This window comes from Denitratimonas tolerans (assembly GCF_037203605.1).
Classification (GTDB): Bacteria; Pseudomonadota; Gammaproteobacteria; order Xanthomonadales; family Xanthomonadaceae; genus Denitratimonas; species Denitratimonas tolerans.
On the sequence record NZ_JBBDHC010000004.1, the window covers coordinates 23,476 to 37,377 of the forward strand.

Genomic DNA, 13,902 nt, shown 5'->3' on the forward strand with positions numbered 1-13,902 from the left:
GCCCTCTCCGGCACGTCGGATGGCCGGCCGTGCCGGGCGATCCGCGGCATGCGTCGAGGCGATACCATGCAGCATGACTTCACGTGTTCTCGCTCTGCTCCTGCTGGCCTTGCTGCCGTACTTGACGGCATTGGCGCAGGACATTCCCGCTGACCCACCACGTTTTGCGACCGCAGGCACCGGCCTGCCGAGCAGCGTTGTCACGGCGCTGGCCGAGGACAGTACTGGCTTCATCTGGATGGGAACGGCGCGCGGCCTGGTGCGTTTCGATGGCCACCGCTTCCGCCTCTATGGCAACCGCTGGAGCACCGCCCCGGACGAAACCTCGCTGTTCGTGCGCTCGCTGCTGGCCGACCGCGACGGAGCATTGTGGGTCGGCACCGATTTCGTCGGCCTGGCCCGTTACGAACCGGGCACTGATCGCCTGCTGCCGGTCGATACCAGCGCAGTGATGCCGGCCTCGTTCTCGGTCAACGCGCTGGCGATGGATTCGCAAGGCCAGCTGTGGATCGGTACCGATGATCAGGGCTTGCTCGTGCGCAGCCGCGACGGAGAATTGAAACGGGTTGCCCTCAGTGGTCAGGAGGGCCTGCCGGAAGTCCGCATCGAATGCCTCCTGATCGACCGCCACGGTACGCTGTGGGTGGGCAGCTGGGGTGGGCTGGCACGTCTCGCCCCGGGCGAAACAACGCTTGCACCCATTGCGCTCGACGGGTCGAACACAAGCGTCACCATGCTGTTCGAAGCCGATGACGGGCATGTGTGGATCGGCACCCGCGAAGGTCGGCTCTGGCGCACTCCCGCCGATGGCCTCGCACCGCAGGCAGTGACGCCAGACTCGCCGGAAACCAGCGCCGCCTCGGTGTACGCCATGCTCCAGGCGAGCCCGGATCAACTCTGGATCGGCCGCGCCAGCGGTGTGGAAGTCCGTGCCGCCAGCGATGGTCACCTGCTGTACCGCCTGCGGCATCAGCCCGGCAACCCGGTCTCGCTGGCCAGCGGTGAAGTCCACGCCCTGCTGCGCGATCGCGGCGGACAGTTCTGGGTGGGAAGCTACGGCGGCGGCGTGCAGCGACACAATTCGCTCAACACGGCCTTCCGGCTGCGCGACCGTCTTGCCTTTGCCGAGGTGGACAACGCGCCCGACGATCTGAACGTGCGCGCCATCACCGTGCTCGCCGACGGACGTATCCTGCTGGGCACCCAGGACCGGGGCATCGCGGTGCTCGACGCCCAACTGCGCCCCCTCGGTGCGTTGCATGATGCGAGCGGACAGCCGCTACTGCGCGGCGTCCGCATCACTGGCCTGGCGGAAACCGTCGATGGTGCCCTGTGGATCGGCAGCGACGCCGGCGTGTTCCGCCGTGCCACCGAGAGTGCTCCGCTGCAATCGTTCGCACTGGAGGGTGGTCGCGTGCGGCGCCTGCTCGCCGACCCCGCTGGCGGCCTGTGGCTCGCCACCGAAGACGGCCTGTGGCGGCATCGACCCGGCGCCACGCAACTGGAACGCAAGCACGGCGGTGTGAACACCCCGCTGCGCGGCGACATCAACGCACTGTCCTTCGATTCAGCCGGACGCCTGTGGATCGGCGGTGAGTCCGGCCTCGCCCTGCTCGACACCCCGGAGGCGGAGCCCCGCCGGGTCCTGGCCGCTCACCCGGCACGCGGATACAACCCGGATGTACTCGGCCTGCTTGTCGCTGCGGAAGACAGCGTCTGGTTCGACACGCCATCGGGCCTGTTCCGCGTGCGCATCGATGCCGACGGGAACGAACGGGTCGAGGCCATCAGCCAGAAGTACGACCTGCCGGGCCGCCCCTTCGGAGCCAACCTTCTGCACGATGCCCAGAGCCGCCTGTGGACCCAGAACCATGTCCTGGATTCCACCCTCGGCCGGGTCCTCACGCTGGGCCCAAGCGATGGCGCGGAGCTGGGCTCGCCCTGGTTCCGTGCCTACGCCAAGACCCGCGACGGCATCCTGCTGTTTGGTGGCACCCAGTCCCTTCTGGCGATCCTGCCCGAGCAGTTCCACTTCTCCGAAAACACCCCACCGCTTGCCATCACCGACCTGCGCATCAACGGCGTCGCCGCTCCCCAGGCATACGGACAGGACGGGCTGATCCTCACCCCGGGCCAACGCAGCCTCGCCATCGAATTTGCCGCGCTCGACTACAACGCCCCCGACCGGATCCGCTACGCCTATCGCCTGCTGGGCGAAAGTGAGAACTGGACCGAAGTGGATGCCGACTACCGTGTCGCGACCTTTGCCAATCTCGCGCCGGGCGATTACCGCTTCGAGCTGCGCAGCAGCAACCGCTCCGGACGCTTCGACAATCGTTCCCTGTCGATACCGCTGCGGGTGGAGCCGGCCTGGTGGCAAACCTGGTGGACACGGATTGGCGCCGTGATCCTGCTGGGCGCGTTGGTGAACACGCTGATCCACCAGCGCACCCGCTGGCTGCGCAAGCGCCAGCACGAGCTCGAGCGTCACGTCGCGACGCGCACCCGCGAACTGCAGGAAGTATCCATCACGCTGCGCGAAAAATCCCAGGCGCTGGAGGAAGCCAGCCTCACCGATCCACTCACCGGATTGCGCAACCGACGCTACTTCGCCGCCCATATCGAGGGCGACGTGGCCGAATCGCTCCGCCGCCACGAAACCGCCCTCGCCGATGGCAGCCGCTCCGGACAGGCCGACCTGCTGTTCTTCCTGATCGACATCGACCATTTCAAGCAGGTCAACGACGTCTATGGCCACGCGGCCGGCGATGCGGTGCTGATGCAAGTGGCCGATCGTTTGCGCGCCTGCTTCCGTGACAGCGACCACCTGGTGCGCTGGGGTGGTGAGGAATTCCTCGTCGTTGCCCGCCATATGACACGTCAGCATGCCGCCGAGCTGGCTGATCGGGTGGTCCGCACCATCGCCGCCACGCCCTTCGAGTTGCCGGACCGTCGCCGACTGTATTGCTCCTGCTCGCTGGGCCACGCGGTGTTTCCGCTTCAGCCCTGCTTCCCGCACCAGACCAGCTGGACTGACGTCGTGGAAATGGCCGATCTCGCGCTTTATGCGGCCAAGCGCGGCGGTCGAAACGGCAGGGTCGGCCTGACCTGTGAAAAGAGCACGGCGCTGCCGCCAGACTGGCGGCACCGTCTGCCGGAGATGCTCGATTCCGGGCATCTTTCATCGGTCGGCTCGCTGCCACCGGAAGCGGTACGGCGCGCACTGCTGGAAAACCCGCCGTCCTGAGGCTTGGGCGCGCGCCCGCCATGCCAGGCGCCGCGGCCTCATTCCTGGCGAAACCGTGAATGCACTTGACATGACCCCGATAATGCGACCGCAGAAACCCCTGGCCTGGCATCTCGCACAGCACCAACAGGTAGACGTGGTCAAGCACCCCACAGCGCAGGTAGGCATTGAACGCCTCGCGCACGTACTCGGGCAGCGGGCGATCTTCCGCGGCAAGTCGCGCGCGAAGGTCCGGGTAGAGCGCCCCCGAAGTTCCGCACTTCGCCACCAGTTTTCGGCCTAGGAGCATCAGCTGACCCAAGCAATTCAATCAGTTGCGCTTGGAGAAAGGCTGAAACATCGAAATGCATGTAGTCGCAACTACGTCGAAAACCCGGCGGATTCAACCCTGAAGTGCAATTTCCTTGAACCGAGGCGGGCCAGGTGCCGTAGGCTGGCCGCTCCACGACCAAGCGAAGCTGCCATGTCCTATCGACACCTGACCCAGGAAGAACGCTACCAGATCGCCGCCCTGCTGAGTGCAGGATTCTCCAATGTCGCCATCGCCCGACAGCTTGGCCGCCACCCCAGCACCATCGGCCGGGAGCGACGGCGCAACGCGGGCGAGCGGGCCTATCGCGCCACGCCTGCACACAAGGTGGCCCAGACCCGCCGTCACCAGGCCAGCTCGCGTCCCCAGTTGCCGGCCGAAGCCTTCGCCCAGATTGAGCAGGGGGTGAGCCAGCGGTGGAGTCCGGTGCAGATTCAGGGCCGTTGTCAACTGCTGGGGATCGCCGTGCCCAGCCACACCACCATCTACCGTTACCTCCACCGGCACGGCTTGCGCCATCGCCTGCGCCTGCCCAAGCGGCGGCGTGGCTATGGTCGTCATCGGACCCAGCGCTTTGCCGACCGCACCCCGATCAGCGAACGCCCTCACGCCGTCCAGGACATGAGCCAGTTCGGGCATTGGGAAGTGGATACGGTGCGCCCCAGCAAGGGAGGTGGCGTGCTGGTGACGATGAACGAGCGGCTCAGCGGCCTGCTGTGCCTGGGATGGAGCGCCACGGGCAAGGCCGAAGATGTGGCCGATACGGTGGCGGCATGTCTGATGCCCTGGCGCGCCCACGTCCACACCCTGACCAGCGACCGGGGGAGCGAGTTCGCGGACGGCGACTTCATCGAACTGGCCTTGGAGACCACGATGTACATGGCCGACCCCCACGCTCCCTGGCAACGAGCTCGCAATGAGCACCTCAACGGCCTGGTGCGCGAGTACTTCCCGCGCAAGCGCAACTTTTCGACCATCCTCCCGGAGGAAATACAGTGCGCCCAGGACGCGCTCAACAACCGACCCCGAAAACGTCACCGATTCCTTACCCCGTCCGAGGTATTCTTTCACCACTCACGCGTTGCACTTCGCGGTTGAATCCGCCCCCGATACGAGTACTGGAATGAGACGCTTCCTCGCAACGTTGAACGCGATGCTCAGGCTATCGCCGAGTTTCAGAGGCTGGGGTGGACTGTACTTGTCTTTTGGCAGTGCGAGCTGAAACGCCCAGTGGTTGCTGCGGGACTGCTAGAAGGCCCAATGCCAAGGGAGCGCCCCAGCCGCGACGACTAGGCATCTTCGCTTAGTGCGAGTAGGGGCAACAAAGCGGCGTACCCGAGCACTGGAGGCACCGCGTCTCCGATCCACTTGGAGACTGCACTACGCGCAGGGTCATGTCCGTTTACTACAAAGCGAAAGCTGTCTGGAAACGCCTGAATTCTCGCGGCCTCATGTGGCGTTATGACGCGAGGCTCTCTAGGATGAATGTAGCGACCGCGACCTGGCGTAAGAAAGCCGGTCGTGATAGTTTGCGCTGGCTTGTCCCAGAACATTCGCCCGTATACGGAGGGGTACGAGTGCCCGTCCTTGTGACAGTCAGGGCGTTCGTGGTTAGGAAGCTCGTGCTTGTCATTAGCAAAGAGCCAACTAATTCGAGCGCGATTCTCTTCTGAAAGTGCCGGCACGGTGTCCATTACGCCGGCCCCCGCACCCTCACGCTTCCCACGCGCAAGGTCGCCAATGGCCCAACCCAGGTGGAGAGCGTCCCTCTTAAGGCCCGCTACAACACCATTGAGCGTTAGCGAAGCTCTTCGCGAACCGACTTTGGCAGCAATCAGAAAAAATCGCTTGCGCGTTTGGGCCCAGCCCATCTCGTTCGCGGCGAGCACACCGCTGTCAATGAACTTGTAGCCGCTAGCCTTGAGCAATGCCTTGGCCGAAACGACAACGCCACTCTTGTCGTTCACGACGTCCGGGACGTTCTCTATCACCACCATGCGCGCCTTGAGGCCCACAGCTAGCGCGACTGCGGTCAAGTAGAGCAGGTTGCGAGGATCTTCTCGCCGCGTTTTGTTGTTGAGATTTGAATGGCCCTGGCAGGGAGGGCCGGCCAGAAAGAGGTCAATATTCCCCGCCTCCGCTGCCAGTGCCGCATCTATCACTTCTGGATCGTAAGCAAATCTAGACTCGCTCCCAGTTCCGCTGACGTGGAAATCCACTAGGCTGGATGCGCTTGTGTGAAGTGCGTACTTCGTTCCGAAATTCGCCCGATGGACCTCAAGCCCTGAGTCGTCGACGTCAATCGCCGCTACAGACTCGAACTTTCGTCCGACAGCCATTGCAGCTTGAGCTGCGCCCAAGGTGAGCCCGCCGCAGCCGCAGAAAGCGTCAACTGACCGAATTGTCGGAAGATCCGACGAGTTCTTCGTTTTAACTTCAGCGCCGCGGAGAAAACTCTGCCACCAAGCCGCGTGGCCAACCGCGCCGTCGTCGGCGACGTTCTCAATCTCAGACCGCCAAACATTGCCGCCCAACGAGAGTTCCCGGATGATTCGGCCGTTCTCAATTACGTAGCTTTCTAGCTCGGTGCCGCTCATGCGATTACGTCATGCTGCTTCTGGGACCATGCGGAGTTCGTCGTCGATGACCTTTCGACACTCGCCTTCATCAAGAATCTCCATGAACAAGTTGGTTCGCAAACGCCGGAGTCGCTTGACGAGTTCCCGGATCTGATCGACCTTCAAGAACGGCTGAGTGACATCGTTCTTGTCGGGGTACTGAAACCTAAGCAGAGCACGGGCAAAATTTCGAGCGTTTGCATAACCCTGCCGGAACAGGTGGCTCCGGTAAAAGTCGATCTGGCCGTGGTCGCATAGATGATATCGGTCCTGGGCCTCCTCGTCGAGCACGAGCTCAGCGCGGAGCCATAGGCGATAAAGCAGGTTTTCCGAGCGGGCACCGACTCCGTAATTTGCTGCGCCTGTGCCGCCCGGAGGGTTTCCGTATCTCCACTCTACGATGTCGGAAAAGTGGACGGCTGCCAGCCACAGCCAAAAGTCCGGATCCGCCAGGATCTCTACGCCTACCTGCACCCTCGTGTGGATAGCACGCGCTGCCAGCGCTTCGAAGGCGTTCGCATTCTTCGCGCTCTTCAAACCCTCCGGAAAGCGGGACTTGATACTGGCAAGTTCCGCGACAAGATCATTCACGAAACTCTGGGGGAGTTCGGGGCCTTCGCCACGCGATTTCACCAGGCGATCAAGCTCCACTGGGGTTCCGGCGCGCTTGCTGATGAAAAAAATCGAAGCGTCGGTTGTCGTAAGGATTGGATAGCGCATGTGCTAGGCCTCCACGACCTTTCGTACCGACTCTTGATCCGCGTGCAGCAAGGCGCGAATGCGGGGCATGCCCGGCTGCCCAGCCCAACGCGAAAGCTCGGTCATGGTCAGTTGGGGCTCAACTCTCTTTAGCCGCTTGTAGAAGGCTTCAAGTGGGCTCCTTGGCTCCGGCGCCTCCGCGTCCTTCCACTCGTTGAGGCTGGCAGCCAATAGCTGGCAAGGAATTTCCGCCGCCAAGAACGCCATCATTGGTCTGCTCATGGCGGGAAGATTCTCCGCCGCCAACTTCTTGTGCACGTCTTCGTGGATGCGAACCTTTGCGATCGGGCGGGTCTTGTCGACAGGCTCGTTGAATCCTGCGTAGTAATCCACGTGGTACAGCGTCTTTGCTGGGTATCCCATCGCTTTCCAGCCTTCGTCTCCCAATGGCTCCACGTCGAAATCTTCGGTGGGCTTGGGCGGCCGAAGTTCGAATGTCTTCTTTGAGAGCCAATGACCTGGCATGAAGGGCTTGCCTGCCTCCTTCTTGAGCGGGGTCGCGAGGCACAGCGCGACCTCAATGGTCACGTTCGCCCCGCCGCCGAGGCGCTCTAGCACTTCACTACCGATCGCAATGTCGGCCGGCACGTCGTCCTTCAAGGTCATCCTGTGTACAACATCGGTGCGCTTTAGAAACGGGTTGACGGCCGTGACAGCCAGTACAAGCTTCGACCGAGCGATTGAGGCCGATGCGAGCACTGCCTCCGTGATGCTCGGTCGAACGACGATTGCCAACCGGCTCTGATCCTGTGCCTCGACCGTGAACAAGGTTACGTCCGTGAAGGGCTGATCTTCGTAGAGTCGGATTTGCGTTGCTTCTAGCGACTCTTCAAGCGTCGCTGCTTCGAAGAACGGCCGAACATCTTTCGTAGCCGACTTGTTATACTTAGAAGAACTCATGCTTCAACCTCTTCGTCGATTTCGGGACGAAGACGTACGGTCCAACTTGGGTCGTACCCTTCGGACACCACGCCGAAGTGGGCCTTATCCCCTTTTGACATCTTGAACCGGAAAAGGCGGTGGTCGTCTGGATCGGGCTTTGCGTCGACGCCGCTCACCTGGATAGACAACCTTAGGTCTTCTCCCTCTTGGCCTTCATCCTCAAGCACCGGGCAGCTGACACGAACTCGGAGACATACCGGTTCGTCATCTGCTTTCGGGTCAAGGAAGACTTTGAAGGAACTCGCGAGCTGGAGCTGCCCGTCTTTAGTCGCGGTCGCATGAGGTTGCTTGTTGAACTCAAGGTGAACAAGGGAGCTGGTCGGATCCGGCGGCGGTTTTGCACCGGAGCCCGTTGGACGAAAGTAGGCTCCCAACGCACGCTCAAGGATCGACAGACGCTTCTGTTTGGCCGGCGCGGGAGGAGCGGCCTCGCTCTGAAATCGTTTCAGACCGGCCTTCACGCGCGAGAGGACCGCGTTGACCACCCCTTTACCTGCTCCGTCAACATCGCGAAGGTTTTGCGAGTCGGGATCCCACCGATCGTGCGCCGGCGGCTCACTCTTCTTCAGGACCAGGTCAATGTCTTCAGACCCCATAAAGGCTCCGACCACAACAGGCGCAGTTTCCGAAAATGGCTTGTAGGCCACCACCATCAACGGCGCGCGAATGAGCGCGACCGTATTGCACCGATCAGCCCTGACGATCGGAGCACCTAGTGCGTTTAGGGGGGAAACCACGAAACCGCAGGTACCCAGGTTGATATCGCCGAGTCTATTCAACGGATTAAGCTTCTGAGTTCCGGCCTTCGGAGTCGCCACACCACGGGCGATCTCGAACGATTCGATGAATGGCCGCAGCTGCTCGTTTCGGCGGGGCCTCGGCACGAACACCTGGCCACTCGCATCGATTGCCTCGACATCAAGCTTGTGTTCGATCAGGCGGGGCCACCACCAATCCTCCACACCGATGATGATGTCCGCAAGATTTACCGAGGCATCCACGATGAGAATGGTTGTTCCCGTTTCGCCTTCGCCTCGGAGATGGAAACCCAACTTCGCGGCAAGGTTGTCCGCCTTCTTTCCATCCAGGGGATCGACGATAGTGCGGCCTTGGTCATCCTGTCTCTTGCCAGTACCAAGCCAAGCTCGACCGCTGTAGCTCTTACCGCGATATTCATGGCTTTTATAGTAGCCGCATCCAAAAAGTCGAGTCTTTTCAGCGCCGTCTTCGTCCTTGAATCGGGTATAGGCGAAAATGGTCTGGATAGCAGAGCTGGACGAATAAACCGACTTTCCGAATCCGTAGGACCCGCCAGTGCCTTTCTCGGTTCGCGCCTTAGACCTGTCTCCAAGCGAAAGCAGCAACCGATAAAAGTTGGACCCCTTATCGTGGGCGTCGCCCGAGAGCCCTTCGGCCTCGTAGTCTTCAACGTACAACAGCTCAAGCGGCTTGCTGGGGCTGTTCAGCGATTCCAAGCAATTGGGGGACGACAGCTCCAAGGCGTCTTTTCGGACTTCCTGCGCACCGAGTTCTGCAGCTTGAACGAACCCCGCCTTGGCATCCCCTTTAAGACTCCGAAGCCGGAAGCGCACGGTGACCTTGGGGAAACCGAGGCCCGCGTCGACCGAGTTCTGGATTGCCTCGCGAGCAAGCACATGTTCCGGCTGCATGCCCGGAGACTTCAGCGTATTGGCATAGGCCTCGCCCGCCGCGCCGCCCATCGGATCGCTTTCATGGAACACCCAGCTCATTTGCGTCCTTCTCCCGTGCTTTAGCCCAGCTTGAACTCGTCTTTGGTCCGTCGAGCAATTCCGGCCTGGAATTTGGCCCTGAGATGCTTCATCTCAACTTCCAACGCGCCTAGGATCTTTTGGGCGTCCTCGGCCGAGTACTCGTAATTGCTTGTATTTGAAAGGTTTCCGATGAGCCTAAGCAGCTGAGTCGCCTTCCTGACCCGCGCTTGCCCCAAGTCTATGAAACGCTCTCGCTTGTTTCGTTTATCGGACACGCGGGACACCATGTTCCTACATATGTGAAATGTAGGGTACATGCAACGATTGTTGAATGCAACTAGATCTCGTAGGCAGCGACACCCAAGATCAACGCTAGGCCGAAAATACTAGGGCACTGGAGCGTCATCTTCGGCCAAGAGAGCCTCCAGCTTTTCGATTCGGAGTTGCCCAAGGAGTAGCGGCACCTGGTCTATTCGGCCGGCCAGGCGAAGGAAGGGCCGACCAAGGAACTCCGTCAGGTTTGACTGCGTGAATTGCCCGTATAGGAAGTTCAAACGCCGTTTCCCGGCCGTTCTGCCGGTCTGCCGGGTAGGCTGCGGTCGTGCAAGCGTCTGCCCCGGGCGCGGCATTGAGCGCGGATCGGACGTCCATGAGTGGAATTCCGGAATCTCGCGGGACCTTGCAGCGGCGGCGTCGGAAGCCAGTCGTCGCCAATTCCCGAAATCAAGCCGAGTGCAAACCTGCGGGTTCGTGGCCGCGTCCAGTTGGGGGATCTTGCCGCGGACGAAGTCACCTTGTTCGAAGCCGAACGTTCGACAGGCACGACCGCAAACGACACGAGCCCGGCATCGCTGCCGGGCTCGTGCGGGTCAATCGACTGTCGCCAGCGCTCAGGCCGACGCGCGGTACTCCTCGATCTGGTCGAAGTTCATGTAGCGGTAGATCTGGTCGCCCTGGGCGTTGATCACGCCGACGTCGGCGAGGTATTCCTCGCGGGTCGGGATGCGGCCGAGGGTCGCGCAGATCGCCGACAGTTCCGCCGAACCCAGATAGACGTCGGTGTTGCGCCCGAGGCGGTTGGGGAAGTTGCGGGTGCTGGTGGACATGGCGGTCGAGCCTTCGCGGATCTGCGCCTGATTGCCCATGCACAGCGAGCAGCCGGGCATTTCGGTGCGCGCACCGGCCACGCCGAAGGTGCCGTAGTGGCCCTCTTCGGTGAGCTTGGCCTCGTCCATGCGGGTGGGCGGGGCGATCCACAGGCGCACAGGCAGGTCGCGCTTGCCTTCGAGCAGCTTGGCGGCGGCACGGAAGTGGCCGATGTTGGTCATGCACGAGCCGATGAACACCTCGTCGATCTTCGCGCCGGCGACGTCGGACAGGGTTTTGGCATCGTCCGGATCGTTCGGGCAGCAGACGATGGGTTCGATGATGTCGTTGAGGTCGATCTCGATCACTGCTGCATACTCGGCGTCGGCATCGGCTTCCATGAGCTGCGGGTCGGCGAGCCAGGCCTCCATCTTCCCAATGCGGCGTTCGAGCGTGCGCGCATCCTGATAGCCCTGCGCGATCATCCAGCGCAACAGGGTGATGTTGCTGTTGAGGTACTCGATCACCGGCTCCTTGTTCAGGCGCACCGTGCAGGCTGCGGCGGAACGCTCGGCGGAGGCATCGGCCAGCTCGAAGGCCTGCTCGATCTTGAGGTCCGGCAGGCCTTCGATTTCGAGGATACGGCCGGAAAAAATGTTCTTCTTGCCCTTCTTCTCCACCGTCAGCAGGCCGGCCTTGATCGCGTACAGCGGAATCGCGTGGACCAGATCGCGCAGGGTCACGCCCGGCTGCATCTTGCCCTTGAAGCGCACCAGCACCGACTCGGGCATGTCCAGCGGCATCACCCCGGTGGCGGCGGCGAACGCGACCAGGCCGGAACCGGCCGGGAACGAGATTCCGATCGGAAAACGGGTGTGCGAATCGCCGCCGGTGCCGACGGTGTCGGGCAGCAGCATGCGGTTGAGCCAGCTGTGGATGATGCCGTCGCCCGGGCGCAGCGAGACGCCGCCGCGGGTGGAGATGAACTCCGGCAGGGTGTGGTGGGTCTTGACGTCCACCGGCTTCGGGTAGGCGGCGGTGTGGCAGAACGACTGCATGACGAGATCCGCCGAGAAGCCGAGGCAGGCCAGGTCCTTGAGCTCGTCGCGGGTCATCGGGCCGGTGGTGTCCTGGCTGCCGACCGAGGTCATCCTCGGCTCGCAGTAGGTGCCCGGGCGCATGCCCTGGCCTTCCGGCAGACCGCAGGCGCGGCCGACCATCTTCTGCGCCAGGGTGAAACCCTTGCCGGTATCCGGCGGCACCACCGGCAGGCGGAACAGATCGGTTGTCGGCAAGCCCAGCGCCTCGCGCGCCTTGGCGGTGAGGCCGCGGCCGATGATGAGCGGAATGCGGCCGCCGGCGCGGGCTTCGTCCAGCAGCACTTCGGACTTGAGTGCAAAGGCGGCGATTTCCTTGCCGTCCTTCAGCGCCTTGCCCTCGTAGGGGCGCAGCTCGATCACGTCGCCGTGATTCATCTGGCTCACGTCCAGCTCGATCGGCAGCGCGCCGGCGTCTTCCATGGTGTTGTAGAAGATCGGCGCGATCTTGCCGCCCAGGCACACGCCGCCATCGCGTTTGTTGGGGATGTGGGGGATGTCGTTGCCGGTCCACCACAGCACGCTGTTGGTGGCGGACTTGCGGCTGGAGCCGGTGCCGACCACGTCGCCGACGTAGGCCACGGTATGGCCCTTTTCCTTGAGCTTGAGGATGTCGCCGATCGGGCCGCGCCTGCCGTCCTCCTCCGGCACGAACGGGGCGTCCGGGCGCTTGTTCTTCAGCATCGCCAGCGCGTGCATGGGGATGTCCGGGCGGGTGGTGGCGTCGGGTGCCGGCGAGAGGTCGTCGGTATTGGTTTCGCCCGGCACCTTGAACACGGTGATGGTCAGGCTCTGCGGCACTTCCGGGCGGCTGGTGAACCATTCGGCGTCGGCCCAGCTTTGCAGCACGGCCTGCGCGTTGGCGTTGCCGGCCCTGGCCTTCTCCTGCACGTCGTGGAAGGCATCGAACACCAGCAGGGTGTGCTTGAGCGCATCGCTTGCCGCACCGCCCACTTCGGCGTCGTCCAGCAGCTGCACCAGCGGTGCCACGTTGTAGCCGCCCAGCATGGTGCCCAGCAGTTCGGTGGCACGCGCGCGGGAAATCAGCGCGTTCTTCTCGCTGCCGAAGGCGAGCGCGGCCAGGTAGCTGGCCTTGACCTTGGCGGCATCGTCCACGCCGGCCGGTACGCGGTTCACCAGCAGGTCGAGCAGGAACTCCCCCTCGCCCGCCGGCGGGTTTTTCAGCAGTTCGATGGCATCGGCGGTCTGCTGCGCGGTCAGCGGCAGCGGCGGAATGCCGAGGGCGGCGCGTTCGGCAAGGTGTTGGCGGTAGGTGTCAAGGAACATGGCGTCTCTCGTGGGTGTGAGTGGCAGGAACGGGTGAAAGCGACGAATCAGGGGCCGACGCGGGGAACGATCAGCCTCAGGCCCTTGAAGTAGTCGCGGAAAAACTGGGGGTCGAACGTGATCAGGGCATCGCACTGCAACAGCGCGTGCGCACCGATCAGGAAGCGGGAAACCGGCTCCACGCCCTCGCCGTGCTGGCGCTGGCGGCGCTGCATTTCGCCGGCGCGAAGCGCGGACTTGGCTTCGACCATGCTGTAGGTCACGCCCATCTCCTCCAGCGCCGACATCGCTTCCGCGCCGCCGCGCAGGGCCGCCGACAGCGTGGCCAGAGCCGCATCGCACACCACCACGCGGCCACCGCGCAGGGCCTGCCGCAGCGTGGCTTCGGCCGCATCGGCGCGCGCGCCATCGGCCAAAAGTTCGATCAGGACGGCCGCATCGACAGCGATCACGGGCCTTGGCCCCGGCCCGGATCATCCAGCGCGAACTTGCCGCGCACGCGGGAAATCGCGTCATCGACGTGCTTGGACAGCACGATGCGCCCGCCGTCCAGCTCGACCTTGAGGACCGAGCCCTTGCTCAGGCCCAGCGCATCGCGCACGGCCTTGGGCAGGGTGATCTGCCCGCGTTCGGCAACGGTGGCTTCCATGGCGGCCTCCATGAAGTTGATCCAAACGAATTATACATACTGAATCATGCATACTTGAAGCGGCATACCGGCTCGCCGCTGAATGCCGGTACCCGCCCGTCCGAAACCCGCCGCGCTTTGGGCTTTCTCCCGCATCCGTAGCAGAATGGACGGGTTCGGCCGCACGGCCCGTCA

General features: G+C 63.0%; 9 protein-coding genes. 2 read left to right on the plus strand and 7 right to left on the minus strand.

Annotation, left to right across the window (positions count from 1 at the left end; genetic code table 11):
* Positions 1-73 precede the first annotated feature (73 nt).
* Both WB794_RS03750 and WB794_RS03755 read left to right on the plus strand, forming a co-directional pair.
* Positions 74-3,247, plus strand: a complete 3,174-nt coding sequence (locus tag WB794_RS03750; RefSeq protein ID WP_337334510.1) for a ligand-binding sensor domain-containing diguanylate cyclase — start codon at positions 74-76, stop codon at positions 3,245-3,247.
* Between the two features lie 463 nt (positions 3,248-3,710).
* Positions 3,711-4,655: an IS30 family transposase gene (locus WB794_RS03755; protein WP_337334511.1), complete on the plus strand. Its 945-nt coding sequence runs from the start codon at positions 3,711-3,713 to the stop codon at positions 4,653-4,655.
* A 191-nt stretch (positions 4,656-4,846) separates the two neighbouring features.
* Here WB794_RS03755 and WB794_RS03760 read toward each other — a convergent pair whose 3' ends face one another.
* From WB794_RS03760 to WB794_RS03790, 7 genes are all read right to left on the minus strand, one after another.
* Complete coding sequence (locus tag WB794_RS03760) at positions 4,847-6,154, minus strand: DNA cytosine methyltransferase (protein ID WP_337334512.1); 1,308 nt, start codon at positions 6,152-6,154, stop codon at positions 4,847-4,849.
* A 9-nt stretch (positions 6,155-6,163) separates the two neighbouring features.
* Complete coding sequence (locus WB794_RS03765; RefSeq protein ID WP_337334513.1) at positions 6,164-6,895, minus strand: DUF6339 family protein; 732 nt, start codon at positions 6,893-6,895, stop codon at positions 6,164-6,166.
* Positions 6,896-6,898: 3 nt separating this feature from the next.
* Positions 6,899-7,834 (minus strand): hypothetical protein, encoded by a 936-nt coding sequence (locus WB794_RS03770; protein ID WP_337334514.1) that lies wholly within the window; start codon positions 7,832-7,834, stop codon positions 6,899-6,901.
* The gene (locus WB794_RS03775; protein ID WP_337334515.1) at positions 7,831-9,627 is read right to left on the minus strand and encodes a hypothetical protein; all 1,797 of its coding nucleotides are present in this window, start codon (positions 9,625-9,627) and stop codon (positions 7,831-7,833) included. Before WB794_RS03775 ends, WB794_RS03770 begins: the two co-directional genes overlap by 4 nt.
* Positions 9,628-10,499: 872 nt before the next feature.
* The gene (gene acnB, locus WB794_RS03780) at positions 10,500-13,079 is read right to left on the minus strand and encodes a bifunctional aconitate hydratase 2/2-methylisocitrate dehydratase (protein WP_337334516.1); all 2,580 of its coding nucleotides are present in this window, start codon (positions 13,077-13,079) and stop codon (positions 10,500-10,502) included.
* Between the two features lie 47 nt (positions 13,080-13,126).
* Positions 13,127-13,531 (minus strand): type II toxin-antitoxin system VapC family toxin, encoded by a 405-nt coding sequence (locus tag WB794_RS03785; protein WP_337334517.1) that lies wholly within the window; start codon positions 13,529-13,531, stop codon positions 13,127-13,129.
* Complete coding sequence (locus tag WB794_RS03790; protein WP_337334518.1) at positions 13,528-13,728, minus strand: AbrB/MazE/SpoVT family DNA-binding domain-containing protein; 201 nt, start codon at positions 13,726-13,728, stop codon at positions 13,528-13,530. The genes WB794_RS03785 and WB794_RS03790 overlap by 4 nt, the downstream gene beginning before the upstream one ends.
* Positions 13,729-13,902: the final 174 nt, after the last annotated feature.

What these genes read in the sequence shown, in the direction of transcription:
- WB794_RS03755 (WP_337334511.1), top strand. Translation starts at nt 3,711, where the DNA reads ATGTCCTATCGACACCTGACCCAGGAAGAACGCTACCAGATCGCCGCC.
- WB794_RS03770 (WP_337334514.1), bottom strand. Translation starts at nt 7,834, where the DNA reads ATGAGTTCTTCTAAGTATAACAAGTCGGCTACGAAAGATGTTCGGCCG.
- WB794_RS03790 (WP_337334518.1), bottom strand. Translation starts at nt 13,728, where the DNA reads ATGGAAGCCACCGTTGCCGAACGCGGGCAGATCACCCTGCCCAAGGCC.
- WB794_RS03750 (WP_337334510.1), top strand. Translation starts at nt 74, where the DNA reads ATGACTTCACGTGTTCTCGCTCTGCTCCTGCTGGCCTTGCTGCCGTAC.
- acnB (WP_337334516.1), bottom strand. Translation starts at nt 13,079, where the DNA reads ATGTTCCTTGACACCTACCGCCAACACCTTGCCGAACGCGCCGCCCTC.
- WB794_RS03765 (WP_337334513.1), bottom strand. Translation starts at nt 6,895, where the DNA reads ATGCGCTATCCAATCCTTACGACAACCGACGCTTCGATTTTTTTCATC.
- WB794_RS03760 (WP_337334512.1), bottom strand. Translation starts at nt 6,154, where the DNA reads ATGAGCGGCACCGAGCTAGAAAGCTACGTAATTGAGAACGGCCGAATC.
- WB794_RS03775 (WP_337334515.1), bottom strand. Translation starts at nt 9,627, where the DNA reads ATGAGCTGGGTGTTCCATGAAAGCGATCCGATGGGCGGCGCGGCGGGC.